Source organism: Micromonospora sp. NPDC093244 (genome assembly GCF_040683695.1).
Taxonomy (GTDB): Bacteria; Actinomycetota; Actinomycetes; order Mycobacteriales; family Micromonosporaceae; genus Micromonospora.
Genome location: NZ_JBFBEO010000001.1, coordinates 292,068 through 318,144, shown reverse-complemented (window position 1 = coordinate 318,144; position 26,077 = coordinate 292,068). Strand labels below are relative to the sequence as shown.

The 26,077-nt window shown below is 72.2% G+C and carries 23 protein-coding genes, 1 other RNA gene and 1 pseudogene; 7 read left to right on the top strand and 18 right to left on the bottom strand.

Annotated elements, in window-relative coordinates:
* A pseudogene (locus AB0N27_RS01505) lies at nt 1-323 on the top strand (hypothetical protein); the annotation flags it as partial.
* Nucleotides 324-863: 540 nt separating this feature from the next.
* On the opposite strand, the gene rnpB reads toward AB0N27_RS01505, so the two are convergent.
* Nucleotides 864-1,278, bottom strand: an RNA gene (rnpB, locus tag AB0N27_RS01500) — RNase P RNA component class A.
* A 127-nt stretch (nt 1,279-1,405) separates the two neighbouring features.
* Between rnpB and AB0N27_RS01495 the strand changes: the two genes are divergently transcribed.
* The gene (locus AB0N27_RS01495) at nt 1,406-2,167 is read left to right on the top strand and encodes a sulfite exporter TauE/SafE family protein (RefSeq protein ID WP_364362462.1); all 762 of its coding nucleotides are present in this window, start codon (nt 1,406-1,408) and stop codon (nt 2,165-2,167) included.
* Nucleotides 2,168-2,306: 139 nt separating this feature from the next.
* Here AB0N27_RS01495 and AB0N27_RS01490 read toward each other — a convergent pair whose 3' ends face one another.
* The gene (locus AB0N27_RS01490; RefSeq protein ID WP_364362461.1) at nt 2,307-3,539 is read right to left on the bottom strand and encodes an MFS transporter; all 1,233 of its coding nucleotides are present in this window, start codon (nt 3,537-3,539) and stop codon (nt 2,307-2,309) included.
* 54 nt (nt 3,540-3,593) lie between these two features.
* On the opposite strand from AB0N27_RS01490, the gene AB0N27_RS01485 reads away from it, so the two are divergent.
* Nucleotides 3,594-4,055, top strand: a complete 462-nt coding sequence (locus AB0N27_RS01485; protein WP_364362460.1) for a MarR family transcriptional regulator — start codon at nt 3,594-3,596, stop codon at nt 4,053-4,055.
* Nucleotides 4,056-4,131: 76 nt separating this feature from the next.
* On the opposite strand, the gene mctP is transcribed toward AB0N27_RS01485, so the two are convergent.
* The 7 genes from mctP to AB0N27_RS01450 all read right to left on the bottom strand — a co-directional run bounded on the left by mctP (nt 4,132) and on the right by AB0N27_RS01450 (nt 10,840).
* Nucleotides 4,132-5,781, bottom strand: coding sequence for a monocarboxylate uptake permease MctP (gene mctP, locus AB0N27_RS01480; protein WP_364362459.1), 1,650 nt, complete (start codon nt 5,779-5,781; stop codon nt 4,132-4,134).
* Entirely contained in the window at nt 5,781-6,023 is a 243-nt protein-coding gene (locus AB0N27_RS01475; RefSeq protein WP_357857149.1) for a DUF3311 domain-containing protein, read from the bottom strand. The genes mctP and AB0N27_RS01475 overlap by 1 nt, the downstream gene beginning before the upstream one ends.
* A 162-nt stretch (nt 6,024-6,185) precedes the next feature.
* Nucleotides 6,186-7,325 carry a bifunctional RNase H/acid phosphatase gene (locus AB0N27_RS01470; RefSeq protein ID WP_364362458.1) on the bottom strand — a complete coding sequence of 380 codons (1,140 nt, stop codon included), beginning with the start codon at nt 7,323-7,325 and terminating at the stop codon, nt 6,186-6,188.
* A 3-nt stretch (nt 7,326-7,328) separates the two neighbouring features.
* The gene (locus tag AB0N27_RS01465; protein WP_139587745.1) at nt 7,329-8,066 is read right to left on the bottom strand and encodes a C4-type zinc ribbon domain-containing protein; all 738 of its coding nucleotides are present in this window, start codon (nt 8,064-8,066) and stop codon (nt 7,329-7,331) included.
* A complete protein-coding gene (locus AB0N27_RS01460) occupies nt 8,056-8,928 on the bottom strand; it encodes a Nif3-like dinuclear metal center hexameric protein (protein ID WP_364362457.1) in 873 nt (290 codons plus the stop codon). Before AB0N27_RS01460 ends, AB0N27_RS01465 begins: the two co-directional genes overlap by 11 nt.
* Nucleotides 8,929-9,021: 93 nt before the next feature.
* On the bottom strand, nt 9,022-9,594 hold the full coding sequence (locus AB0N27_RS01455; RefSeq protein WP_364362456.1) for a flavoprotein: 573 nt from the start codon (nt 9,592-9,594) through the stop codon (nt 9,022-9,024).
* A gap of 16 nt (nt 9,595-9,610) precedes the next feature.
* Nucleotides 9,611-10,840 (bottom strand): helix-turn-helix domain-containing protein, encoded by a 1,230-nt coding sequence (locus tag AB0N27_RS01450; protein WP_364362455.1) that lies wholly within the window; start codon nt 10,838-10,840, stop codon nt 9,611-9,613.
* Nucleotides 10,841-11,090: 250 nt separating this feature from the next.
* Here AB0N27_RS01450 and AB0N27_RS01445 point away from each other — a divergent pair, with 250 nt between their 5' ends.
* Nucleotides 11,091-11,762, top strand: a complete 672-nt coding sequence (locus tag AB0N27_RS01445) for a bifunctional DNA primase/polymerase (RefSeq protein WP_357991213.1) — start codon at nt 11,091-11,093, stop codon at nt 11,760-11,762.
* A gap of 262 nt (nt 11,763-12,024) precedes the next feature.
* Here AB0N27_RS01445 and AB0N27_RS01440 read toward each other — a convergent pair whose 3' ends face one another.
* Genes AB0N27_RS01440 through AB0N27_RS01420 form a run of 5 tightly spaced genes read right to left on the bottom strand, consistent with a single transcriptional unit; the run spans nt 12,025 to nt 18,311 of the window.
* Nucleotides 12,025-12,747, bottom strand: coding sequence for an FAD:protein FMN transferase (locus AB0N27_RS01440; protein ID WP_364365936.1), 723 nt, complete (start codon nt 12,745-12,747; stop codon nt 12,025-12,027).
* A gap of 49 nt (nt 12,748-12,796) precedes the next feature.
* On the bottom strand, nt 12,797-13,408 hold the full coding sequence (locus AB0N27_RS01435; protein WP_364362454.1) for an FMN-binding protein: 612 nt from the start codon (nt 13,406-13,408) through the stop codon (nt 12,797-12,799).
* A gap of 12 nt (nt 13,409-13,420) precedes the next feature.
* A complete protein-coding gene (locus AB0N27_RS01430) occupies nt 13,421-14,839 on the bottom strand; it encodes a ferredoxin reductase family protein (RefSeq protein ID WP_364362453.1) in 1,419 nt (472 codons plus the stop codon).
* A complete protein-coding gene (locus tag AB0N27_RS01425) occupies nt 14,836-16,218 on the bottom strand; it encodes a DUF1501 domain-containing protein (protein WP_364362452.1) in 1,383 nt (460 codons plus the stop codon). Before AB0N27_RS01425 ends, AB0N27_RS01430 begins: the two co-directional genes overlap by 4 nt.
* A gap of 8 nt (nt 16,219-16,226) precedes the next feature.
* Nucleotides 16,227-18,311, bottom strand: coding sequence for a DUF1800 domain-containing protein (locus AB0N27_RS01420; RefSeq protein WP_364362451.1), 2,085 nt, complete (start codon nt 18,309-18,311; stop codon nt 16,227-16,229).
* 432 nt (nt 18,312-18,743) lie between these two features.
* On the opposite strand from AB0N27_RS01420, the gene AB0N27_RS01415 reads away from it, so the two are divergent.
* Nucleotides 18,744-19,001, top strand: a complete 258-nt coding sequence (locus AB0N27_RS01415) for a DUF3040 domain-containing protein (RefSeq protein WP_139586530.1) — start codon at nt 18,744-18,746, stop codon at nt 18,999-19,001.
* Between the two features lie 4 nt (nt 19,002-19,005).
* On the opposite strand, the gene AB0N27_RS01410 is transcribed toward AB0N27_RS01415, so the two are convergent.
* Together AB0N27_RS01410 and AB0N27_RS01405 are read right to left on the bottom strand one after the other, a co-directional pair.
* Complete coding sequence (locus AB0N27_RS01410; protein WP_364362450.1) at nt 19,006-19,914, bottom strand: SWIM zinc finger family protein; 909 nt, start codon at nt 19,912-19,914, stop codon at nt 19,006-19,008.
* Nucleotides 19,914-23,057, bottom strand: a complete 3,144-nt coding sequence (locus AB0N27_RS01405) for a DEAD/DEAH box helicase (RefSeq protein WP_364365933.1) — start codon at nt 23,055-23,057, stop codon at nt 19,914-19,916. The genes AB0N27_RS01410 and AB0N27_RS01405 overlap by 1 nt, the downstream gene beginning before the upstream one ends.
* A 106-nt stretch (nt 23,058-23,163) precedes the next feature.
* On the opposite strand from AB0N27_RS01405, the gene AB0N27_RS01400 reads away from it, so the two are divergent.
* A complete protein-coding gene (locus AB0N27_RS01400; protein WP_364362449.1) occupies nt 23,164-24,036 on the top strand; it encodes a carbohydrate kinase family protein in 873 nt (290 codons plus the stop codon).
* 13 nt (nt 24,037-24,049) lie between these two features.
* On the opposite strand, the gene AB0N27_RS01395 is transcribed toward AB0N27_RS01400, so the two are convergent.
* Complete coding sequence (locus AB0N27_RS01395; protein ID WP_364362448.1) at nt 24,050-24,568, bottom strand: DinB family protein; 519 nt, start codon at nt 24,566-24,568, stop codon at nt 24,050-24,052.
* Between the two features lie 82 nt (nt 24,569-24,650).
* Here AB0N27_RS01395 and AB0N27_RS01390 point away from each other — a divergent pair, with 82 nt between their 5' ends.
* Nucleotides 24,651-24,857 carry a hypothetical protein gene (locus AB0N27_RS01390; protein WP_364362447.1) on the top strand — a complete coding sequence of 69 codons (207 nt, stop codon included), beginning with the start codon at nt 24,651-24,653 and terminating at the stop codon, nt 24,855-24,857.
* A 9-nt stretch (nt 24,858-24,866) separates the two neighbouring features.
* Here AB0N27_RS01390 and AB0N27_RS01385 read toward each other — a convergent pair whose 3' ends face one another.
* Nucleotides 24,867-26,009 carry a polysaccharide pyruvyl transferase family protein gene (locus tag AB0N27_RS01385; RefSeq protein ID WP_364362446.1) on the bottom strand — a complete coding sequence of 381 codons (1,143 nt, stop codon included), beginning with the start codon at nt 26,007-26,009 and terminating at the stop codon, nt 24,867-24,869.
* Between the last annotated feature and the right edge of the window lie 68 nt (nt 26,010-26,077).

Genomic DNA, 26,077 nt, shown 5'->3' with positions numbered 1-26,077 from the left:
CCGGCGACGAAACCGTACGGGTATGGGACCCCGACACTGGCATCGAACTGGCACGACTAACCGGCCACACCAGCTGGGTGTCTGCGGTTGCGGTGCTCCCCAACCCGGACGGGCGACACCGCCTCGTCTCCACCGGCGACGAAACCGTACGGGTATGGGACCCCGACACTGGCATCGAACTGGCACGACTAACCGGCCACACCAGCTGGGTGTCTGCGGTTGCGGTGCTGCCTTGCCAGGGCAACCAATACCGCATTGTCTCCGGCAGCAGCGATCGATCTGTGCTGGTCTGGGCTCGTCAGCGGCGCGCACCTCATGCTTAACCGCGTTTTCGAGCTGCTAGAGCAGTCGGGACACGGGGCGGAGATGAAGGAGCGGCGGCGTACCCACGGGATGCCGGGGCACGAGGCTACGCCTCAAAGCGGTCCGTCGAGAACCGTGCGTTCGGACTCGGGCAGGTGCTCGGTCTCACGAGAGTCGACCGCACCCGAAACCAGCACGGCACCCAGCGTTCGGAGTCGGGCGAGGATCAGCTCAAGAGCCGGGATGTAGTCGGAGTTACGCGAAGGGCCGGTCGAGCTCGCCCCGCCGGCACTTTCCAAAACCACCGCAAAGCCCGGGCGTCCAGCTCGAGGCAAATTCCGCGTTGAGCACGCGCCCGTCGTCATCGGTCATCCGCACGCCGTACAGACTGCCAGCGATGTAGGACAGCGGCGGGAACCGCCACGAGCCAGGCCGTCTCCAGGGCCGTCCCAGGCCGTGGCCAGGCCGTCAAACCCCACCCACGATGACCAAGGTCAACCAAGGGCACCCAACAAACGACCAGTTCAGAGCCTTCATCAGGTCTCTGAGCTGGTGGGCGACGGACGAGTCGACCTGTACGCCGGATTCTGTGCGCGGCGCGTACCCGAGGGGTGTGCGCCGGCGGCGGCCATCCATCTCGGCCTGCCGTTGCCGGCAGGCTCCAGCGGCCTACCCGCAGACATCGGGCGGGCAGCCCTCAAGCGTCTGCGCCGGGTCGTCATCTTGCGGTGACGGCCCTTGCTTGGCCTTGCTCCGGGTGGGGTTTACCGAGCCACCCCGGTCACCCGGGGTGCTGGTGGGCTCTTACCCCACCGTTTCACCCTTACCGTCCCCGTTGGGGTCGGCGGTCTGTTTTCTGTGGCACTGTCCCGCGGGTCGCCCCGGGTTGCCGTTAACAACCACCCTGCCCTGTGGAGTCCGGACGTTCCTCGGCGGCGGGTCGGAACCCGCCGACGCGACCGCCCGGTCGACTCGTCCGTCGCGCTCCCATCCTAACGACGTGCGTGCCGCAGGTATTGCCGCCCCGCCTGGGCAAGATCGCGCAGCTCGTGGGCGATCCGGCGAAGCCAGCTCAGATGGCGGCGGCTAGCCTCGTGGGGCTATGGATCTCTCCCACGCCGCGCTGCTGCTCGCCGCCGGTCTCGCCGCTGGCACGGTCAACGCGGCGGCCGGCGGCGGTTCACTGATCACCTTTCCGGCGATGATCGCGGCTGGTCTGCCGCCGGTGCCGGCGAACGTCAGCAACTCGGTAGCCGTGTTCCCCGGGTACGTGGCAAGCGTGGCGGGCAGCCGGATGGATCTGCCGCGCCCCCGGGCTCTGGCCACGCTGGTGCCGACCACGATCGTCGGCACGATCCTCGGGGCGTTGCTGCTGCTGGCGACTCCGGCTCGCGCGTTCGAGCTGGTCGTACCGTTTCTGGTGCTCGGGGCGACAGCGGTGCTGGCCTTCCAGGATCCGCTGCGTCGGCTGGTCGGGCATCCCCGGGATCTGTCGCCACGGCAGCGGACGGTCGCCGTGCAGACGATGGTCGGGCTGGGTGCGGTGTACGGCGGGTACTTCGGCGCGGCCCTCGGGGTGATGCTGGTCGCCGGGCTGGCCCTGGTGCTGGACGCGACGCTGGTGCGGGTGAGCGCGATCAAGAATCTGCTCTCCGCGCTTGTGGGGTTGACCACGCTCGTGGTGTTCGCCCTGTTCGGCCCGGTGAACTGGGCGGCCGTCGCGGTGGTCGCGCCGGCCACCCTGATCGGGGGGTACGCGGGTGCCCGGCTGGTCCGCCGGCTGCCGCCGGTGGTGCTCAAGACCATGATCGTGGTGTTCGGCACGACGATCGGGCTCTACCTGCTGTGGCGCGCCCTGAACTGACGCCGCCACGACGCCCTCGCCCGCGACGCCGCCGCTCAAGATCTGCGCAACTTCAGAGAAACTGCTGCCTCAGCGGCGACGGAGGCAGCAGTTTCCCCGAAAGTGTGCGGATCTTGAGCGGTGCCGCCAAGGGCGGCGGTCAGTAGGCCTCGCCTACCGGCTCTTCCGGGGCGTGTTCGGTTGTGGCGGCGGCGCGGTTCCAGCGGGACCAGAGGACCCGTTCGCCGTAGCCGGCGGCCATCACGTGCGCGAAGGCCAGGTAGACGAGCACGCCGACGGCGAGCACCCCGAAGCCGACCCAGTACGGCAGGGCCAGCGACTGCTCGGCGAGTTTGCCGGAGATGATCGGCGCCGGCGCGGCGGCACCCCAGCGGACCAGGTTGAACGCGCCGGTGGCGAGCCTGCGGTCGCTGGAGCCGAGGCCGAGCGCCAGGTCGGTGAGGTTGGCGTTGGCGAGGCCCATGCAGAGCCCGGAGAGCACCAGCACGACGAGCGCCTCGGCGGTGCTGGTGGAGGTGGCGAAGAGGACCATGCAGACCAGCAGGCCGGCGATGGCCACGCCGACGGTCTGCACGGCGCCGATCCGGTGGGCCAGGCGGTGACCGATCACCAGGATGCCGGCGGCCAGGCCGAGGCCCCACCCGGTGAACGCCAGCCCGAGTGGGATGACGTCGAGGCCGAGGAAGAGGGGCGTGTAGCCGAGCACCACGAAGAACACGAAGTTGTACGCGGCGGTGACCGCGCAGAGCGCGATGAACGCCGGTCGGCGGTAGGTGGCGAAGATCTGGCCGACGCGTACCGGGGCCTGCCTGTTTGTGGGTTCACGGAGCTTGCTGGCGGCCACACCGAGGGCGAGGACCATGAAGACGCCGCAGACGAAGAACGGCAGCCGCCAGCTGATCTCGCCGAGCAGGCCGCCGATGAGCGGGCCGACGGCGAAGCCGAGTCCGAGGGCGGTCTCGAAGAGGCCGACCACCCATTCCCGGTCCAGGGCGAGGTTGACGAGCACCACCATGGCGGTGGCGAAGAACATCGCGTTGCCCAGGCCCCAGACGCCCCGCAGCACCGACAGTTGGACGATGTTGTCGCTGAACGAGGCGAGGATCGCGGCCAGGCCGACCACGGAGACGCCGGTGACGAGCACCGGCTTGAAGCCGAACCGTCCGCTGGCGAGCGTCGCCGGGATCATGCCGAGGGCCATGACCGCGATGTACGCGGTGAACAGCAGCTCGACCTGCCAGGCGGTGACCCCGATCGCCTCGCCGATGGCCGGCAGGATCGGGTCGACGACGGCGATGCCGGCGATGGCGAGGAAGGCCACCAGTGTGGTGGCGTAGATGGCACTGCGGTTCGGTTCGGAACGCCGATCCACTCCGACTCCTCAATTAGCTGTATGTTACAGGTACTTATCCTGTATCATACAGCTATGAGTGCTGACGACGACGAGACCACCCTCGGCCGGATCGAGACCGAGGTGGCCCTGCTGATGCGCTTCGGCGAGGCCACCCGGCGGGCCACCGGCACCGCCGAGCACCGGGTGCTCGACCGCGCGGCGTACGTCATCCTGCGCCACCTGGCCGACGCCGGCCCGCAGAACGTCTCCGCGCTCGCCGCCCGGCTCAACCTGGACGGGTCGACGGTGACCCGGCAGGTCTCCGCCCTGCAACGCGACGGCCTCATCGTCCGCGCCCCCGACCCGACGGACGGCCGCGGCACGGTCATCTCCCCCACCCCGGCCGGCCTGCAACGGATGGCCGCCGTGCAGGCCGCCCGCACCCGGCTCTACGGCGACATGCTGGCCGACTGGAACGCCGAGGACCGGGCCGCCCTGGCGACCCTCCTGGGCCGCCTCAACCAGGCCCTGATAAACCGCAACCGCCCCCGCTGACCCCGCCCCAGGAGGGGCGCGGGACAGGCAGCGCCCGGGCACCGACCCACGTCGGCGCCCGGGCGCGTACCCGATCTCAGGCGACCGGTTCGCGGGCCGACTCGGCGTCGCGGTCGGTGCCCGGGGTGACGCGGGGGTCGCCCTCGTCGGCGAAGTAGTCGTCCGGCTCGGTGCCGTCGACGCCCTCGTCGACCTTCGCGGCCCGCAGCGCCAGGGTGACAAGCGCCGCGACGGCCAGGTTCACCAACACCGCCACGATGCCGACGTAGATCGTCCTGGTGGTGTCGAAGCCGAACTCCGACAGCGGGAACGCCGAGCCACCGAAGTGCTTCTTCGTCGGGCTGGCCACCTGGTAGAGCATCCACATGCCCAGCCCCATGCCGACCGCCCAGCCGACGATCAGCCCGGTGCGGTGGAACCAGCGGGTGTAGAGGCCCAGCGCCACCGCCGGCAGCGTCTGAAGGATGATCACGCCGCCGATCAACTGGAGGTCGATGGAGAACTGCGGGTCGAGGAAGACGATGCAGGCCACCGCGCCGACCTTCACCACCAGCGAGGTGATCTTCGAGACGTTGGCCTCCTGGGCCGGGGAGGCGTCCCGCTTCAGGTACTCCTTGTAGATGTTGCGGGTGAACAGGTTCGCCGCCGCGATCGACATGATCGCCGCCGGCACCAGCGCGCCGATGCCGATGGCCGCGTACGCCACACCGGCGAACCAGTTCGGGAACTGCTGGTCGAACAGCAGCGGGACGATCGTGTTGTTGTCCGCCGACCCGGCCGAGTTGCCGGGCAGCGGCTTGACCCCGGCCGCGATGGCCATGTAGCCGAGCAGCGCGATGAGCCCGAGCAGCAGGCTGTACGCGGGCAGCGCCGACATGTTGCGCTTGATCACGTCGCGGTTCCTGCTGGCCAGCACACCCGTGATGCTGTGCGGGTAGAGGAAGAGCGCCAACGCCGAGCCGAGCGCCAGCGTCACGTACTGGAGCTGGTTGTTGCCGTTGAGCAGGATGCCGTCGTTCGGGTTGGGTGACGCGTCGAACTTCGCGTCCGCGGCGGCGAAGATGTCTCCCCAGCCGCCCAGCTTGTACGGCAGGTAGATGACCGCCACCAGGATGACGATGTAGATCAGGCTGTCCTTGACGAACGCGATCAGCGCCGGGGCGCGCAGCCCCGACTGGTAGGTGTACGCGGCCAGGATCGCGAACGCGATGATGATCGGCAGGTGCCGGGCCAGCGCGTTGTCGCCGGTCACGCCCATCGTCTTGAGCACCGCCTCGATGCCGACCAACTGCAACGCGATGTACGGCATGGTGGCGACGATGCCGGTGATCGCGATCAGCAGCGCCAGCACCGGCGAGTCGAACCGGTTGCGGACGAAGTCGGCGGGCGTCACGAACCCGTGCCGGTGCGACACCGACCAGAGCCGGACCAGCACCAGGAAGACCAGCGGGTAGATGACGATCGTGTACGGCACGGCGAAGAACCCAGCCGCGCCCGCGCCGAACATCAGCGCCGGCACCGCCACGAAGGTGTACGCCGTGTAGAGGTCACCGCCGACCAGGAACCAGGTGATCCAGCCGCCGAAGCTGCGCCCGCCCAGACCCCACTCGTCCAGGTGGGCCATGTCCTTCGGCGCCCGCCAGCGGGCGGCCACGAAACCCATCACGCTGACCAGCAGGAACAGGAACGAGAAGACGATGATCTCGGTGAGATGGTCGCGCCACATCAGGAATCACCCCGCTTCTTGGTCATCTGGTACACCAGGGTCGTGGTGCTGACGCCGAGCAGGATGAACGCCAGTTGCAGCCAGTAGAAGCGCGGGAAGCCGAACACCCGGGGCGAGTCGCCATTGAAGAAGACCGGGATCAGCGGCACCACGATGGGGATGAAGAGCAACCAGTTCCAGGGGCTGTGATCCTTAGCCCTGGTCGGCGCCGTGGTGGGCGCCTCCGGTTCCGGTGCAGCCATCTGACACACCTCCGGGGAGTCGAGGCTCTCGATGTAACGGCCGGAGGCTACGACTCTGTGATGGCGGTCACTGCTCCCGCTCGGAGGGTGCTGCGCCGAGCGGCCGGCCGGCTGCGCCGAACGGCGCGACCGACCGGCCGGGTGGAGGGGAGGTGGGCGGGCTCAGCCGGCCGGGAGGTGGGCGGTGTCGTTGACCGTGCGCACCGCGACGCCACCGTCGGGCCACATGTCGACAAGTGAGATGCCTGCCGCGTCCAGGAAGAGCCGGTGCAGGAAGCCGTCGCCGGCCGCGAGGGCGTCGCGCAGCACCAGCTTGATCGGCGACACGTGCGAGACGACCACCACGGTCTCCCCGGGGTACGACGTGACGAGCCCGGCGATCACGCGGTGCGCGCGTTCGGCGACCTGGGTGAACGACTCACCCCCAGGCGGGGCGACCCGGGGAGAGGCGAGCCAGGCGTCCATCTCCCCCGCCCACCGTTCGCGTACCTCGGCGAAGGTGCGCCCCTCCCACTCACCGAAGTCGCACTCGATCAGGTCGTCCTCCGTCCGCACCGGCACGTCGCCGAGCGCTTCGGCGATCGCCGCGGCGGTGGCCGTACACCGGGACAGCGGCGAGCTGAGCACCGCCGCGACGGACGGGGCCAGCGCGGCCACCCGGGTGGCGGTGGCCGCGACCTGGGCCCGGCCGCGCTCGGAGAGCGGCACGTCGCCGCGGCCGGAGTACCGCCGCTGCTCGGTGTACTCGGTCTCGCCGTGCCGGACCAGGATCAGGCGGGTTGCCGTGAAGCTCGGTCGCGGCTCCCACGACGCCGGCGCGGTCGCCGGGTCGCTGCCGGTGGCCGGCGTCGCCGGAGGTTGGCCAGTCGTCGGGGTACGCGTGGGCCGGCCGGCGGCGGCGTCCATCGCGGCGTTCGCGAGCGCGTCGGCGTGCCGGTTCTGCTCGCGGGGAATCCACGCGAACCGCACCGCCGTGAACCGACCCACCAGCCCGGCCGCCTGGGCGGCGAGCGGACGCAGACCTGGGTGCTTGATCTGCCACCTGCCGCACATCTGCTCGACCACCAGCTTGGAGTCCATCCGGACGTCCACCTCGGCGGCACCCAGCTCGGCTGCGGCGCTCAAGCCGGCGATCAGGCCCTGGTACTCGGCCACGTTGTTCGTCGCGGTGCCGAGCGACTCGGAGCGCTCGGCGAGCACCTCGCCGGTCTCCGGGTCGCGCACCACCGCGCCGTAGCCGGCCGGCCCCGGATTGCCCCGGGACCCGCCGTCGGCCTCCACCACGACCACGCGCGGCGCCACGACCTACAGACCCGACTCGTTGGTGCGGACCATGATCCGTCGGCAGTCCTCGCAGCGGACCACGTCGTCGGGGGCGGCCTTGCGGATCCGGGCCAGGTCGGCGCCGGACAGCTCCAACCGGCAGCCGCCGCAGCGGCCCGCGGTGAGCAGCGCGGCACCCAGCCCGGTGTCCTCGCGGATCTTGTCGTAGAGGGCGACCAGGTCGGCCGGGAGGTCGGCGGCGAGCGGCTGACGGGCGCCCCGCTTGAACTCCTCCTCCTTGGCGATCTCGGCCAGCGCGTCGTCGCGGCGCTGCTCGGTGGCGGCTCGCTTGTCCCGGGTGTCGGCCAGTCGCTGCTCCACGCCGTCCAGTACGCCCTGGGCGGTTTCCCGCTGCTCCATCAGCTCCAGCTCGGCGTCCTCCAGGTCGCCCTGGCGCCGGTTCAGCGAGACCAGCTCGTGCTGGAGCGCCTCCAGCTCCCGGGCCGGCCCGGTGCCGGCGGCCAGCCGGTTCTGGTCCTTCTCCTTGCGGGCACGTACCTGCTCGACGTCCTTCTCCAACCGGGCGATGTCCCGGTCCAGGTCGTCGACCGCCACCTGGGCGCGGACCCGGTCGTCCTCCAGCGACGACAACTCCCGGGCCAGCGCCTCCAGCTCGGCCCGCTCCGGCAGCGAACGCCGGCGGTGGGCGAGCTGGGCGAGATTGGTGTCGATCGCCTGGAGGTCGAGCAGGCGGCGCTGCACCTGGGGGTCAGCCTTCACGGTCGGGCTCCTTGTCGTCCACAACGGGTGCGGCGGCGTGCACGGTCCACGGGTCGGTGTCCAGGTCGGACACCAGCGTCTCGACGTCCAGCGCTTCCCGCAGGAGAGCGGCCAGGTCGTCCAGCCACGGTCGTTCGGTCGCCCAGTGGGCGGCGTCGATCAGGGCGGGACCATCGGCGGCGAGGTGCTCGCCGGCCGGATGGTGCCGCAGGTCGGCGGTGAGGAACGCGTCCACCCCGGCGGCGGTCGCGGCGCCGAGGAAGCTGTCCCCCGACCCGCCGCTGACGGCGAGGGTACGAACCATACGCCCGGGATCCCCCGCGGCGCGAACTCCCCAGGACGTGACGGGGAGCACGGCTGCGGCGTGCCGGGTCAGCTCGGCGAGGGTCATCGGGCGGGGCAGCTCACCGATCCGGCCGAAGCCCCGGTCGTCGCCGGCCGCGGGCGAGCCGGGCGCCGGCCGTTGCAGCGGGCGGAGCCCGGTCAGGCCGAACCGGGCGGCGAGGGCGTCGGAGACACCCGGGCAGGCCACGTCGGCGTTGGTGTGCGCCACGTGCAGCGCCACCCCGGCGCGGATCAACTGGTGGACGATGCGCCCCTTGAACGTCGTCGGCGCCACCGAGGAGACCCCGCGCAGCAGCAGCGGGTGGTGCGCGACGATCAGGTCGGCGCCGGCGGCCAGGGCCTCGGCTACCGTCTCGGGCACCACGTCGACCACGCAGAGCACCCGGCGCACCGGGGCGGCCGGCTCGCCGAGCACCAGGCCCACGCGGTCCCAGTCCTCCGCCCAGGCCGGCGGGTAGCGCCGTTCCAGCTCGGCCACCACGTCGGCCACCGTGGGGGTGGTTCCGATTGTGCTCACGGCGGGCCAGCTTACCGGCGTACGGGCCACCGGGCGGCGACGCCCGGCCCGGCCGCGCCGGGTGGGCGACGCGCGGGGCACGCCGTCGGGTGGTCAGGCGACGCGGCAGGAGACGCTGCGCAGCGCGGTCAACGGCAACTGCCACGGGAACGCGTGCAGGTGCTGCTCGCCCGTCCCCGGCGGGTGCAGGGCGACGACGTGGTCACCGAAGAGCACCGTGACACCCCAGTCGGCCAGCCGGGCCACGCCGGCCCGGAACGCCGGATGGGCGGCCATCGCGGCGTTGGTGTACGGCACCGCGATGATGGGGATGCCCTTGCCCTGCGCCTCGACAAGCAACCCGAGGGCGAGTGTGTCGGCGATCCCGGCCACCCACTTGTTGACGGTGTTGACCGTGGCCGGGCAGACGATCATGGCGTCGGCGGGCGGCAGGACGTCCGGGTCTCCGGGATTCTTGTAGTGCGTCCGCACCGGGTGGCCGGTCTGCCGGACCAGGGCGGCCTGGTCGACGAACTTGGCCCCGTCCGGTGTGACGACCACACAGACGTCCCAGCCGTCCTGCTGGGCCAGGTCGACCAGGTGCCCCACCTTGCTGGCCAGCGGTGAACCGCAGGCGATGACGTAGAGCACCTCGCGGTGCCCGCTGGTGTGCGGTGAACCGGCCATCAGACCGGCTCCGCGCTCATACCCCTACTCCCATGTGCTCAGCCAACTCCGCAATCGGAGAAGGCGGCGCACCACGTGTGCGACGAAGGATGTCCGACATCACCTCGTGCGCGATGGGCCGGCAGCGGATCTCCGACGCGGCGAGCCGGTCACCGCGCAGCAGCGCCTCGCCCGCGTTCGCCACGTCGCCGATCTGGGCGTACCCGCGGGCGATGTCGAGCAGGTGGTGCGCGCGGCGTTCGGGGAGCAACGCGTTGAAGGCGGGCTCCGGGATGCGCAGCTGGTGCACCTCCACCGCCCGACCCCCGTCGCCCAGCTCCACGGCGGCGGCAGCCCGATGCAGTTCCACGTTCGTCGGACCGAACGAGGTCCAGTAGTGGTTGTGGTCGCCGCCGAGCCGGGCGGCAGCCTCCGCGGCACCGTTGATCAGGTCGTCGACGCTCGCCGAGTCACCGATGCGCGAGGCCGCCATCGCGCCCTGGAGAAGCAGCATCCCGTAGACGGAGAGCTGGGCCGGGGACACCATGGCGCTGCCGGTGGGCGCCAGCCGGTTGGCGATCTGGACGTTCAGCTCCAGCGCCGGCCGGGCCCGACCCATCGCGACGAGCGCGTTGCAGACCCGGGTGGTGGCGATGCCGGCCAGCAGCGGGTCGTCGGCCCGCTGGGCAACGGCCATCGACCTGTCGGCGGCCAGCCAGGCCAGCTCGCACTCGCCGAGCTTGCGCAGCACCGACGACGCGATCTGGTAGACCTGCCCGAGCAGGTGGGCCGCCTCCGCCGCGTGTTCGCCGCCGTACGCGGCATCGGCCGCCTGGGCGTCGCGCAGCAGCTTCGGCAGCGCCCGGGTGAGCATCCCGTAGCGGCCGTACTGGTAGGTGAGCCAGGCGTGGTTGACGGCCTTGCGCATGTCGTCGAGCGGCGGCGGGTACGGCGCCGCGTCGAAGTACGCACTCATCGAGTCGTACCGTTCCAACGCCGCCCGGATCTCCTGCACCTCGACCTGGTCGATGCAGTTCAGCGCGTCGGCCCGGCGCTCCGGATCCTTACCCAGGAGCAGTTGGACGTCCATCTGGAGGATGTCGGCGATCTCGTAGAGGACGGAGAACTTGTCCAGCCGGCGGACGCCCCGCTCGACCTTGTCCACCCAGCTCTTCGACTTGCCCAGCCGATCGGCGAAGACCTGCTGCGACATCTTGCGCCGACCCCGCCAGTAGGCCACTCGTCGCCCTATGGGTAGCTCGTCCATCTCCCCATCCCTCCCCTGCCGCCACCGACCCAGGGGGCCGGGACGATGTCCGCGGGTGCGGCGATCCGTCGTGCGTCTTCAGGTTTTCGCTGGTCGCACAGAGTGTGCGTCAGCCGTACAGCCAGTCCTCGTACTTTTCGTGCAAGTTGCATGAGCCGTTCGTCAACCTCAACGATCGTGGGTTACGGCAGTGACGGTGCTCGAACTGCGACCTGGCGTTCGCCGGGCCCGACGAGGGGAGATGGCACACATGTGGGGGAACGTCGGACCGCGCGTCGCCGAACTGTCGCCGTTGGAACGCGTACGGCTGCGCCGGGTCGCCATCCGGTACGCCGTACACGGGTGGGAGGTCACGCCCGGCGCCTGTCTGGCCCGCAGCCGCTTCGTCTGCGGCCGGGCCGGCTGTCCCACGGTGGGTTGCCATCCCGCCCTGGAGAACTGGGAGCTGGCCGCCAGCGCCGACCCGGCCCGGGTGGCGACCTGGTGGCGTAACCGCCCGCACGGCGTACTGCTGCCCACCGGTCGCGCCTTCGACGTGCTGGAGGTGCCCGCCAACCTCGGCCGGCACGTGCTCGACGCGGTGCAGATCCATCCGGCCGGCACCGGCGTCCGCGGTCCGGTGCTTGTCACCCCCACCGGGCGGTGGATGTTCCTGGTCCGCCCCGGCGACCCGCTGCGCCCGGAGCTGGAGCACTGCTTCCACGTGGTCCGGCACGGGCCTGGCTCGTGGATTCCCGCCCCACCCACCCGGCTGCCGGAGGGGACGGTCCGCTGGGCGGTCGCCCCGGAGCAGGCCCGCTGGCAGCTCCCCGACTCGTACCTCGTGCAGAACACACTCATCGAGGCGTTGCGGGCCAGCGGCGTGACGCTCGCACCCGACCTGTTCCCCGGTCACCTGCCGCTGCCCCGGCGCGGCATGTGACACCGGCCGAGCCACCGATCCATCCGGTGGCCGACAGCGTCGCCGGGGCGCCGGTCCTCGTTGACAGGGGGACGGCGCGAACGAGCGCCACGAACGGGGGAACGATGTCCACCAACGACAGAGCGTCGCATCCCGGCGGGACGGAACCGCCCCGGCGCGGCAACCCGCGACACCGCTGGGCCGGCACCCGTCCGTCCGGCTCGCGGCCGGGCCGTCCGCGCCCCACCGGCTCCCGACCCGCTGGCACCCACCGCCCGCTGCGCTAGTCGGTCACGGGCAGGCCGGCGGAGTGGTACTGCCGGGCGTCGTCGGTGATGACGGCATGGGTGTGGTCGTCGAGGCGGTCCAGCCAACCGATGCCGGTGACCCCCATGGCCAGGGCGGCGGTGGCGTACGCGTCGGCGAGCCCCAGATCGGTGCCGACCACTGTCACCGACCGCAGCCCGCCGGCCGGTGTGCCCCGGCGCGGATCCAGCACGTGCCGTCCCCGCTCGTAGACGCCGGAGGTGGCCACGGCCAGGTCGGTCCCGGTGAGCACCAGGCAGGCCGCCATCGCGTCCCACGGGTGCCGGATGCCGATCCGCCACGGCTCCCCGGCCGGGGACAGACCCCGCACCCGCACGTCACCGCCGGCGTTCACGCAGTGGTTGCCCGCCCCGGCGGCGAGCAGCCGGTCGGAGGCGACCTGCGCCGCCCAGCCCTTCACGAAGCCGGACGGGTCGAGCCGGCCGGTGGCGTACGCGTCGAAGAACCCGTCGGTGTCGCCCCACAGGTCGGCGCACGCCTCCAGCACGAACCGCAGGTCCGCCGACGCCTCGGAGAGCAGCACCTCACCCCTGTCGAAGCGGCTCACCTCGCTGTCCGCCCGGTACGTGCTGAACCGGGCGTCCACCTCGCGCATCCAGGCGAAGACCTCGTCGGCCAGCTCGTGCAGGCGCCCGGGCGGCAGGTTGTCGGCGAGGTCGAGGGTGATCGCCGTACCCATGATCTGCTCGACCCGGCACAGGCCCGGTCGGGTCAGCGCGGTCGGCATGTCAGAACGCCTGCTCGATAGCGGCCCGCAGGGACTGCTTGTAGGCGTTGCTGGTCGAGGTGGCACCGGAGACGGTGTTGAGGTTGGCGCTCTGCTTCTTGACGACCTCGCCACCGCTGCCGTCGTAGCTGCTCCGGACGTCGGCGCTGTGGATGTCCGACTCGTCCCCGCTGGGCAGGGAGAGCGCGACGGCATCCACGATGCGGGTGCCGGAGATGACGATCTGGACCTGGACGGCCCCGTACCGTCCGGAGGTGTCGACAGGCGGCCCGGTGACCCGGCGGGTGGTCGGCTGCGGCGCCTTGGTGGTGGTCTTCGGCGCGGAGGGGGCCTTCGCGGTGGTTCTGGTGCCCGAGGGCCGGGCGGTGGTCTTGCCCGGCTTGGGCGACGTGGAAGGGTCGGCGCTTCCCGACAGCTTCGGTGCCGCGGCCGCCGGGTCGACTCCCGGGGCGTCCGGGACGAGGCTCGGGTCGGTGCCCGCCCCGGAGGGGTTGACCGGTTGGGCGGTCGGCAGGTTCTGGGCGACCTGGGTGGCGTCCGGTGAGCCCTTGAGCACCACAAGCGCGGTGGTGCTGGCGGCGAGACCGGTGATCGCGAGGAACGCGCGACGCATGCGATGCCTTCCCTACAGCTCGAAGGTGGCCAGGTGGATCTGCCGGCGGGGCACGCCGGCGCGGCGCAGGGCGCGCACCGACTGCTCCACCAGCCCGGGCGGCCCGCACAGGTAGACGTCCCGCCGGGCCACGTCGGGCACCAGTTGGCGCAGCCCGTCCGGGCTCATCAGTTGGCGGGGGCCGGGGTCGTCGCGGGAGCCGATGACGTACCAGAGGGACGTGTCGCGCTCCTGGGCCAGCCAGTCCAGCTCGCGGCTGAGCAGCACGTCGGCAGGGGTGCGGGCCCGGTAGATGAGGGCGGCGCCCGGCGGCAGTTCCTCCAGCATGGCCCGGATCGGTGTGATGCCGCTACCGCCGGCGATCAGCAGCGCCCGTTCCCTGGTCCGGTGCGCGGCCGTGAACGTGCCGGACGGACCGGACGCCCAGACCCGGGTGCCCGGTTCCAGGTCACGCAGGTCCGCGGTGTGCGTACCGACCACCTTGACGGTGAGCCGCAGCCAGCGCCCGTTCGCGGCGGCCGAGACGGAGAACGGGTGCGACTGCCACCAGCAGCCCCGGGTGAGGAACCGCCAGCGGAAGTACTGGCCGCCGAGCATCGCCAGCCGGCCCAGTCGCTCGCCGGTCAGGTAGATGGAGATGGTGTCGGGGCTCTCCGCGACCACGTCGGCGACCCGCAGCTTGTAGCGCATGTTGAACGCCAGCGGCGCGATCACCCGACCCCAAAGCAGGGCGGCGACCACGAGCAGGTAGAGGGCGATCCAGCCGGTGCGTACCGGGCCGGGCCGGTAGAGCTGCGCGCCGTGGGTGAACTGGTGCCCGTACCCGAGCAGCAGGATCAGGTAGCTGGAGCGGTGCAGCAGGTGCCACGCCTCGTAGGGCAGTGCCCGCCGGATGGCCCGGATGCTGCTGAACCCGACAGCCAGCATGATGGCGGCGGCGACGAACGCGGACAGCATGTCCTCGTACTCGCCGAGCAGCAGGCCCACCTCGGCGAGGATCGACTGGTTCCGCAGGTCGGCGTAGCCGACGAGGATCAGCGACATGTGCGCCAGCATCGCGACCAGCAGGGTGGCGCCGATGTCGCGGTGCCAGCGGGCCATCTGCTCGCCGCCGATCCACCGCTCCAGCACCGGCAACCGGCTCATCATGAGCACCTGCACGAGCAGCAGGTAGCCGGCGACCAGGCCGGTGATCCGGCCCGCCGCGGTGAGGGTCGCCGCGCTGCTGCGCAGCGACCCGGCGGGCGTGCCCAGCCACCACGGCAGCACGCTGGCGAGCAGGCCGACCAGGAGCAGAGCGGCCAGCAGCCGCCGGCCGCCGGGTCCACGTCGGTCCGGGACCTGCGGGGGTAGTGGCGCAGCCGACCGGCCGCCGTGCCGGGACGAGGTCCCGGTGCGGCGGCCGGCGGCGTGGGTGTGCGGGTACGTCACGCGTACAGCTTCATCGGGGCGTACTTCATGCGGGGGAACACCTTCTGCACCTCCGCGTTGGTGAGCCCGAACCGGCCCTGTGCCAGGGAGCCGTACACGTTGAACATGTTGTTGTATTCCGGCACGTCGCCGGAGTCGAGCTTGCTCAGGCCGTTCCAGGTGCCCAGCAACGAACCGGCGAGCTTCTTGCCGGACAGGACGGTGATCACGCCGCCGTGGCCGTGGTCGGTGCCGCCGCCGTTGGAGCCGACCCGCCGGCCGAACTCGCTGGACACCATGACCGTCACGTCGGCGGCCTGCGGGCCGAGGTCGGTGAAGAACGCCGCCATCGCGCTGGCCAACTCGTTCAGCCGGCGGTGCAGCTGGCCACCGTTCTGGGTGCCCTGGTTCTCGTGGGTGTCGTAGCCGCCCATGCCGACGGTCGCGACCCGGACGTTGGCGCCGCCCTTGATGAGCTGGGCAAGCTGCTGGAAGGCACGGCCGACGCCCTCGTACGTGACGCCCTCGGCGGGCTGGTACGGCTTGGCGGCGAGCTTCTGCGCGGTGGCCAGGGCGCCCATGCCCTCCTGCACTGCCTCCTCGACGGGGTGGTTGATCCCGGTGAAGAGCCCCTTGATGGCCTTCTCGGTGGCGGCCCGGAACCGGTCGTCACCGTTGAGCCGCAACGAGCCGACGTTGTTCAGCGAGATCGCGCCGTTGTTGCCGACGAGCGAGCGCGGCAGCGTGCTGCCGATGCCGACGCTGCGGAACGCGGTGCCCTTGCCGAGGTTGTCGACCAGGCCGTCGAGCCAACCCCGGCCGCCTGTCTCGTTGGGCAGCCCACCCAGGTTGCAGGCGTCCGCGGCCTGGAAGTGGCTGCGCGACAACCGCTCGTCGGAGACGGCCGGGATGAAGCCCAACTGGCCGGCCTTGAGCCACTGCTCCAGCGGCTTGAAGGCACTGGTCAGCTTGAAGCCCCGGCTCAGGGCGAGCGAGTCACTGCCGAGCAGCAGGTCGGGGCGGGCCTTGGCGAGCACCGGGTCGTTGTCCGGAGCCACCAGGCTCAGCCCGTCCAGCCCGCCGTAGAGGAAGACGTGGATCAGGGTGCCGGTCTTGGTCGCCGCGAACGACGCCGAGGTGGTGACGAACTGGGCGGTGGCCAGGGCGGTGGCGGTGGCGGCGGCACCGGCGACGAAGGTCCGCCGGGTCACGCCGCGACCGTCCTGCTGGGCCTCCTCCAGGTCCTCCAGGGTGCGGTACCTGTCGGCCTCGGCGGCGTTCTCGGCGGCGACGATGTCCGCCTCGGCACGCAGCAGCGCCTCGGTCGGGTTGTCGGCCAACCGGCGCAGGTCCGGGCATTCGGGGTGCAGGGGGAAAGAGTTGTACACAGTCTTCTCCATCGGGTGCCTCACCGGAGGTGGTGCTGGGGGGAAGCGAGGATCGCCCGCGCGACGGCGGTGATGGCCCCGTTGAACGTGGCGTCGACCTTGGCGGTCGCCGCCACACCGGCCACGCCGAGGATCAGGTTCTTCTCCCTGGTGCTCAGCTTCTGGCCCACCAGGCGCAGGGACAGCGCGTCCACGTACGCACCGGCCGTCGCCGGCGGCTTGGCGATCAGCTTCTCCGGCGCTGTGTACGTGAACACGGTGCGGTAGCCGGCGAGCAGCTCACCTGCCTCGTTCCAGCCGTTGAGCATGGTGCCGGCCGACGTCCACGCGACGTAGACGTCCGGGTAGCCGTCCGGGGTGGGCTGGCCCATCGGGTAGTGGCCCAGCTCGCGCATCTTGTCGTGGATCTGCCGCAGGCCCCTGGCGAACGGGGTGCGCTTGTTGTCGCCGTTGTTGTGCTTCGGCGACGCCTCCGGCGACACGCCCAGGGTGCGGTACGTGGCGACCAGGTACTCCATCGGCCGGCGCACCTTCTGACCCACGGCCGCCCAGAACTCCGAGGAGCTGAACAGCGTCATCAGCACCGGCTTGATCATGCCGTTGTTGGTGGTGTACGTCTTGGCGAGCCGGTCCACAAGGGACTTCGGCGGGGTGTCCGAGACGAACCGGGTGGCCAGGCTCTGCGCCACGTACTTCGCGGTCGACGGGTGCAGCGCGATGTAGGTGATGTACGCGTCGATGGCCGCTTCGGCCTTCTTCGGGTCCGACGAGTTGTTGGCGTGGGTGAAGCCGAGGATCTTCACCTTGCCGACGTAGTGCTGCTCGGGCCGGAAGACGTACTTGCCGTCCTGGACGCCACGGCCGGTCTGGAGCATGGCGGCCTGCCGGACGTCCGGCTCCTTGTAGCCGCCGTCGACGCCCACCGAGTACAGCTCCAGGTTCTCCCGGGCGAGGTTCTCGTTGATGGCGTCCTTGCGGGAGTCCTTCTGGTTCAGGTAGATCAGCAGCGCCGGGTGCCTGTTCGCGGCGACGAGCATCTCCGGGTAGCTGCCCAGGGCGTGCTTGCGCACCACGTCCTTGTCGAAGGAGTTCCGGTACACCTCACCGCCGTCGAAGTCGGCGGCGACGTGCAGGAAGTCGTTCCAGAAGTCGACCATCACCTCGAACAGCTGGCGCTTGGACCAGATCTGCCGGGCGATGGTCGCGTCGACCATCTCCCGCTCCGGCTGGGCGCCCTGGTCGTTGAGCTGGTCCCGCTGGGTGCGCAACTGCTGCACGTCGAGCTTCTGGGTGGGCAGCTCGGCGAGCTTCAGCTCGGCCTTGCTCGGCTCGAGCTTGTCCGGCTCCATCTGGGAGCGGATCCAACCGTCGATGCCGAGCTTCTTGATGTCGGAGACCACGGCGGGCGTGGCGCCGAAGGTGGCCCGCCGTGCCAGGTGCAGGATCGGGTCCTTCGCCAGCACCGTCTTGACCGTCACCTTGGTCTCCGCCGCCGCGGCGGCGGGGCCGGAGAAGGCCCGGCCACCGGTGGGCGCGTTCTTCTTCAGCGCCTCACCGGCGCGCGAGCCCATGTAGCTCTCGTTCTGCTCGGTGTAGGTGCGCACCGTGCTGGGCTGCTGGCCGCTGGGCCGCGCCGCGGTGCCGTCGGTGACCGTACTGCCGGTCGCGTCGCCGGCCGCGTCGTCGCCGAAGAGGCTGCGGATCTGCGGGGTCATGGCGAGCGCCGCGCCACCGGCCACGACGGCGGCGGTACCGCCGAGCGCGACCATGGCCTTGCGCCGGCCGACCTTGCGACCCGGCTCGTCGTCATCGTCCAGGGTGGGCAGTCCGGCGCCCACGGTACGGGCGGGGGCCGGGCGGCCGAGGCCCTCCGGGCCGACCCACTGCGGCCCACGCGGGGCGGGAGCGGGCTGCGCGTAACCGTCGGCGTACTGCTCGCGCGGGTCACCCTGCGCCGGGTATCCGCCCTGGTGGGGGTGGGGCGAGTCGTACCCGTACGGCGCGGACGAGGTGTGCTCGGCGTACCCGTCCGCGGTGTGGTGCTGGCGTCCGTCCCAACCGCGGTCGTCCCGCGGTCGACGTGGTGGCACATTCTGGTCGGCCATGTACCAATCCCGATTTCTGATGAGCGCCGGAAAGCTGCGACCGGACAGGTGCGGCAGGTGCGGCGACTGTTGCCTGAGGGGGTTGCTACGGCAAGGTAACCAAGGCCCCAGGTGCCTTCAAGGCAGCCCGAACGCCCTCGTGGGGGCACTTAAGACAGCCCTCACCACCGTGGTCGCCGCGCACGGCCGGCCGGGGTGGACCGCGCACCTTCTCAGCAGGGCGTACGCGCGGCAGCCGGGCACGGATCGGACCGTGGGGGCGTACCCGGCACTTTCCGCGCCGTTCACCACCACAGGCAAACTTAAGGTTCGGATAAGCCAGACGTGAGACGCCTTCGTGCGAGGCAAAAGTAGCAGCAGAGGGTGAGCGTGAGCCGCCGCCGCAACGGGTATGCCGCCGAACCGCTGAACGCGTGAGGGGAAGGCAGCGCCATGCTCAGCAAAGAGGATCAGCGCAGGTTCGACCAGATCACCCGTCAGCTCCGGGAGAGCGACCCGGCATTCTTCGCCCGGCTGGACCACCGGGTCCGGGCCCGGAGGGGCCGTTACCTGATGTTGTTGACGATCGTGCTGTGGGCGTCGCTGCCGGCGATGACCGTGTTCGCCGGCCGGCTCGCCGGGGCGATCTGCGCGGTGGTGCTGGTGGCGAACGCCGCGATCATGTGGCGGTTCCGTCGCCGGTGGACGTGACGGCTCACCTGTCGGCCGGGCCGAACGCCCGGTAGGCGCGGCGCAGCCGTTCGAGCAGTCCCGGCCCGCCGATGCTCGGCGCCGGTGGGCCGAGCTGACGCAGCAGCAGATCGGGGCCGGTCGCCAGTCGGGGCGGCCGGTCGGGCAGCGGCACGGGCGGCGACCAGAACCGGTCCGGCGCCTCGGCCACCGGGGTCGCGGACAGGCCGGCGAGCGCACGGGCCGCGCCGGCCGGCGACGCCGGTACGTCCACAGCGGACGCCAGGTCGTCCTGCGTGGACGGACCGTCCGGTTCGGGCGGTGGCGGTGTGCCGGTGGCCTCGGCGCGACGGGCGCGCAGCTGGTCGAGCAGGTCCGCCCGGGACCGGCCGCGCCAGTGCAGCAGCTCGAACGGGTCCGCGTCGAACGCCTCGGCCAGGAGATAGAACGTGGCCGCGAGGTGCTTGCACGGCACCGCGAAGTCGGGGCAGTTGCACCGCTGGGTCAGCTCGTCCACGCCGGTCGGGAAGAGCGGCGCCCCGGCGGCGACGAACAGCTCCTCCAGCTCGTCGGGGAGGTCCCCGGCGAGCAGCCGCGCGCTGAAGAACGCCTGCCCGGCCAGCTCCGTCTCGATCCGGGACCAGAGCGCGGCCGGGAACGGCGTCAGCGCGATCGACACCTGGTACGGCTGCGGCCGGGAGCCCTGCACCTCGGCGCTGACCCGCCCCGGCGCGACGTCGAGGCGCAGCACCTGACCGGCCCGCGCGTACGACCGGCCCCGGGTCAGCCGGGTGCCGAGCGCGAACGACTCCAGCACCTCCAGGAAGCGCCGCGACCACCAGGACCTGCCGATGGCGCCCCGGGCGCTGCGCGCCCGCAGCCCTCCGTCCACCCGGCGGGGACGGCCGTAGTCGGCGAACCGGTCCGTGCTCATCACTCGACCACCGCGCCGGCCTCCAGGGCGAACAGCTCCCGCAGCTGCCCGGTGGACAGCTCGGTGATCCACTGCTCGCCCGTGCCGACCACCCGTTCGGCGAGACTGCGCTTGTCGGCGATCAGCGCGGCCACCTTCTCCTCCACCGTGCCGGCGCAGACGAACTTGCGGACCTGCACCCGCCGACGCTGCCCGATCCGGAACGCCCGGTCGGTGGCCTGGTCCTCCACCGCCGGATTCCACCACCGGTCCACGTGCACCACGTGGTTGGCGGCGGTCAGGGTGAGCCCGGTGCCGCCGGCCTTGAGCGACAGGACGAACAACGGCGGACCGTCCGCCGACTGGAAGCGCTGCACGAGGGCGTCCCGTTCGGCCTTGCCGAGCCCGCCGTGCAGGAACAGCACCTCCCGGCCGAACCGCGCCGACAGGTGACCGCGCAGCATCGCGCCGAACTCGGCGTACTGGGTGAACAGCAGCGCCCGCTCCCCCGCCGCGAGGACCTCCTCCAGGATCTCGGTGAGCCGGGCCAGCTTGCCGGAGCGGCCCTCCAGCGCCGAGCCGTCGCGCAGCAGTTGGGCCGGGTGGTTGCAGACCTGCTTGAGCCGGGTCATGGTGGCCAGCACCAGCCCACGTCGTTCGATGCCGTCGCTGGTCTCGATCCGGTTGAGCATGTCGTCGACCACCACCCGGTACAGGGCGGCCTGCTCGGCGGTGAGGTTGCAGAGCACCTCCATCTCCAGCTTCTCCGGCAGGTCGGAGATGATCGACGAGTCGGTCTTGAGCCGGCGCAGCACGAACGGGCCGGTGATCCGGCGCAGCCGCTCGGCGGCCTCGGCGTCACCGTTGCGCTCGATCGGCTCGGCGAACCGTTTGCGGAACGTCGCGGCCGGCCCGAGCAGGCCCGGGTTGGCGAACTGCATGATCGACCAGAGGTCGGCGAGCCGGTTCTCCACAGGCGTACCTGTCACCGCCACCCGCTGCCGCGCGGGCAGCGCACGGACCGCCTCGGCCTGCCGGGTGGAGGCGTTCTTGATGGCCTGCGCCTCGTCCACCACCACCCGGTGCCAGTCGATGCCGGCCAGGTCGACGGCGTCGCGGGCGGCCACCGAGTAGGTGGTGAGGACCAGGTCCGCGCCGTGCGCGGCCGCGGTGAACTCCGCCCCCCGCGCCCGCTCCGCCCCATGGTGTACGTGCACACGCAGCGTCGGCGTGAACCGTGCCGCCTCGCGCTGCCAGTTGCCGACGAGCGACATCGGACAGACAAGCAGCGTCGGCCCGGCGTCCGGCGGGTCACCGGCGAGCAGCGCCAGCAGTTGGACTGTCTTGCCCAGTCCCATGTCGTCGGCGAGGACACCGCCCAGCCCGAGCGAGCGCAGGAAGGCCAGCCAGGCCAGCCCGCGCCGCTGGTACGGCCGCAACGTGCCCACGAAGCCCGGCGGCGGGTCCAGCGGGGTGAGCCGACGCTCGACCGCACCGGCGAGCAGGTCGCCGAGCGCACCGTCGGCGGTCACCTCCAGCACCGGCAACGCCCCGCTGTCCTCGCCGTCGGTCAGCCCGAGGCGGAGCAAGTCGGCGACTGTCAGCTCGCCCGCCGAGCGGAGCAGACGCAGGCCCGCCGCGAGGCGACCCGGGTCCAGTTCGACCCACCGGCCGCGCAACCGCACCAGCGGGGTCTTCATCTCGGCAAGCGCCGCCAGCTCGTCGGCGGTCAACGGCTGGTCCCCGAGCGCCACCTCCCAGCGGTAGTCGACGAGGGCGTCCAGGCCGACACCGGCGTCGACACTGGCCACCGTGCCGGGCGCGGTACGGCTGCGGGCGCGCAGCCGGGCGCCGAGCCGCGCCGACCGGCGCTGCCACCAGGAGGGCAGGAGCACCCCGAAACCGGCGGCGTGCAGCACCGGGGCGCCCTCGCTGAGGAAGCGGTGCGCGCCGTCGACGTCCAGCTCCATCGCCTCGGGGGCGGCGGTCCGCAGCGCGGAGTCCAGGTCGGGCCAGAGCCGGCTGGCCCGGCCCAGCTCGGCGAGCAGCGTCTCCTGCGGGCTGTTCGTGCGGCCGGCCAGGGTGCCGAGGGTCTGCGGCGCCCGCCAGACCTGCCCGGCGTCGACGTGCAGGCCCGGTTCGTCGGCCGGCTGCAGCCCGAACTCCAGCCGCCACCGCCCGCCGGCGGCGGAGTCCACAGGCGGCGGCGAGTCGCCGGCCGGTCGGGTGGCCAGGATCGGCTCGGTGACCTCCTCGGGCGCCGGCTCGACCAGCCGGAAGCTCGCCCGCACCGGGCCGCCCGCGGCGTCGCGCTGCCAGGCGTCCAGCTCGGCACGCAGCGTGTCCAGCGCCGTCGGCTCGACCGTGAAGTCGCGGTGCGGGCCGGCGAGCGCGGCCAGCCAGGCCGGCGCCGGGCCACCCGGGCGCAGCCCCCGCGCCAGGGTGGTGGTCGCGAGGGCGGCCCGCGCGGCGGCGTCGGTGAACGCGTCGAGGGCGTCCGCGACGAGCGCCCCGGCGGTCGGCTCGGTGTCGTCGGGTCCGGTGGCCGCTCGGGCCGCCGGCGGCAGGGCGAGCGCCAGTGACCGCGCCCACGAGGCGTCCGTGCCGGTCAGCAGCGGGCGCCACACCGCACACGCGGTGACCTGGCCGGCCTCCCCGACCGGCGGCGGCGCGGTATCGGGGGCGGCCGGCGTGCCGACTCCCGGCAGGACCCGACCACGGGTCACCAGGTCGGCGGCGAAGTCGGCAAGCTCGGCGAGGTGGCGCAGGGTGGCCCCGCACACCACGGGAAGCTCATCCAGGGCGCGTAACAGCGGCAGCGCGTCGTCCGGGGCGTACACCAGGACGGGGACCCGCCACGCGGCCAGGGCGAGCCGGCCGCGGGCCGGGGGTGCGACGGCGGTCCGGATCAGGTCGGGTGAGTCGGTCGGCACGCCCGCCCGGGTGGGCAGGGTGACGAGCGCGGTGTCCGGGCCTGCCGGCGCGGCGGCCTCGGCGAGGGCGGCGGCCAGGTCGGTGTGCCCGGCGGCGAAGGGGTGCGGGCGTTCCCGGGGCGGCCGGCCGGAGCGGGCCGCAGGGGGCGGCGCGGCGCTGTCCTCGCCCCAGAGCGCGAGACCGCCTGTCGAACCGTCGCTGGGCAACCACAGCCCGTGGATGACCAGCACGTACTCCCCCTCGTCGCCGCCCACGCCCAGGATAGGCGGCCCCGGTGACCCGGCGCCGGCACCCACCGGCCCGCGCGACACCGCGCGGGAGGCTAGCGTCGATGCCATGGTCGATCTGCTGGTCATCGGCGGGCTCGGTGTGGATGTGCGGGTACGGGTGCCCGCGCTGCCGCTGCCGGCCGCCGATTCGCACACCGTCGAGCCGATCGAGCTGCGGATCGGCAACACCGGCGCCGGGGTGGCGCTGGCCGCCCGGGCGCTCGGCCTGCGGGTGCTTGTTGTCGACACCCTCGGCACGGACCCGGCGGGTGACGTGGTCCGGGCGGCGCTGACCCGGGCCGGGGTGCCGGCGTTGCTGGCCGAGAACCCGGGCGGCACCCGCCGGTCGGTGAACCTGGTGGACCCGGGTGGGCGGCGCACCTCGCTGTACGACCCGCGCCCGTGGCGGGGTGATCCGCCTTTCTCCGCCGCGCAGGTGGGCGATCTGGTCCGCGACGCCCAGCACGTCCACGTTTCGATAATGGACTGGGTGGTGCCGCTGCTGCCCGCCGTGCGGGCCGCGCTGCCGGCGGGCGTGACGCTCACCACCGACCTGCACGACTGGGACGGCGAGAACCCCTACCACCTGCCGTTCGCCGAGGTCGCCGACCTGATCCTGGTGAGCGGGGTACGGCTGGACGGGCGGGCCCCGGCTGTCGCCGGGACGTTGGCGCCCCGGACGGTGGTGGTGACCCGGGGCGCGGACAGCGCCGACCTGTACCCGGGCGACGGCTCGTCGGTGCCGGTGCCGCCGGCCGCGCCGCCGGGACCGGTGGTGGACAGCAACGGGGCCGGCGACGCGTTCGTGGCCGGGCTGGTCGCCGGCCGGCTGCGGGACCGGCCGCTGGCCGAGGCGGCCCGCTACGCGGCGCGGGTGGCCGCCGCAGCCTGCACCCACGACGGGATGGAGTACCCGGCGGGCCTGCTGCCCACCGGTTGACCGCCGGCCCGACTCAGAGCGCGCCCGTCGACCCGTCGGTCAGCTCGCGCAGGATGTCGGCGTGGCCGGCGTGCCGGGCCGTCTCCTCGATCATGTGCACCAGGATCCAGCGCACCGACACCTCGCCGAGCTGCGGGTGCGGCACCACGTGGTCCAGGTCGAAGCGCGCGACGACCTCCCGGGACCTGTCGCAGGCCCGCTCGTACGCCTCGACGAGCGCGGCGACGGTGTCCTCTTCGCCGATCGTGAAGTGCGCCACCTCGTCCTCGGTCGCGGTCAGGTAGACGTCGCCGGCCTCGGGGGCCAGCAGGGTGGGGAACCAGTTCCGCTCGACCATGGTCAGGTGCTTGACCAGACCGGCGAGCGTGGTCGCCGAGGGCACCAGCCGGCGGCGGGCGTCGGCGTCGGAGAGACCGCGCACCTTGCGCAGCACCACGCCACGGTGGAAGTCGAGGAAGGAGTCGAGCACGGCACGTTCGTCGCCGGTGCGGGCCAGCACCGGGCCGAGCGTCGGATCGATCGTCTGCTCCATCCACCGACCCTAGGCCGCTCCGCGCGCCCGCGCTGCCCCGCTATCCGCTGCGGGCGGGCCGCACGACAGGCAGGATGGGCGCATGGCTTCATCCGTGCAGATCCTGCTCGTCGGCGGAACGGCGGACGGGCAGACCGTCACCGTCGAGTTGGACACCAATGGCCGCCCGCCGCTGACCCACCACCACATCGGGTCCGGTGGCCTGGCCCACGCCGAGATCTACGAGCTGGAGAACGCGCGGGAGGAGTCCCGCGATTGGCGCTACAGGTGGACCGGCCCGGCCATGTGACCGGCCGGATCAGACCCGGGTCAGGGTCTGACTGCGCAGGCTGTCCAGCACGCCACGGGTGACGTCCGAGGTGCCGCGGGCCTGCTCGCAGACCTCCGCGACCCGCCGGGCGGTGGCATCGGCGCGCTGCTCCCGCTCGTCCCACAGCCTGTCGACCTCGGCCAGCAGCGGCCCCTCGACCTCCCGTTCCACGCCGCGCAGGGCCGGCACGCCGAGACGCTGGGCCAGGTCGAAGACCTTGCCCGCGTACGGCAGCGGCAGGAACGGTGTGCCCACCATCGCCGCGAAGATCAGGAAGTGCAGGCGCATGCCGACGGCCAGGTCGAAGTGGCGCATCAACCCGAGCACCTGCTGCGGCGAGTACGTGCCGTGCAGGATCCGCCCCCGTTCGGCGGCGACCATGTGCGACAGCACCCCGTGGGAGTGCCTGATGTCGTCGCGTTCCATGGGCACGAACAACACGTACGCGTCGATCCGGTGCACGAGGAAGTCACCGATCTGGGCCAGCAGCCGGTGGTAGCCGTCCACGTCGAGGCGCTCGGCCGCCCGTCCCGGCTCCCGCACGCTGATGCCGACCAGCCGCTTGCCGGCCGGCACACCCTCCTCGCTCAGCAGGTGGGCCGGGAAGTCGGCCGGCTGGAGGAGGAAGGCCGGGTCGGCGGTGACCGTGATCGGGTTGAGCAGTCCGGCCTCCTCCAGCACCATCCGGGACTCCTGGTCACGGACGGTCACCTGGGTGGCGCTGGCGAGTGTCTCCCGGACCATGCCGGTGTCCACGGTGTCGCTCAGCGGCCCGACCCCCACCGCGTACGTGATCAGGGGCAGGCCACGTTCCTGGGCGACCCGGACGACCCGCAGGTAGCGGCGGGCCTCCCGGTCGTACAGGATCCCGCCGCCGCCCAGGATGAGCAGGTCGAGCTGGGCCAGCACCAGTGCGGAGTCGGTACGGCTGACGCCCTCCCACGGCACCGCCTCGACGTCCGGGTGGGCGGCCCGGGTGTGCTCCGGGTTACGGGAGAAGACGATGATCCGGGCATTCGGCTCCTGCATCCGCAGATCGGTCAGCAGACCGGTGAGGATCGCCTCGTCGCCGAGATTCCGGCCTCCGTACGAGCCGAGCACACCGATGGTCAGTCCGGCGCCATGCGTCATCCGTCGCTCCTCCCCAGGTGCGGTCCGCGCGGGTTTCCCGCTGGGCAGGTGAACAGTCCTTCCGGGGA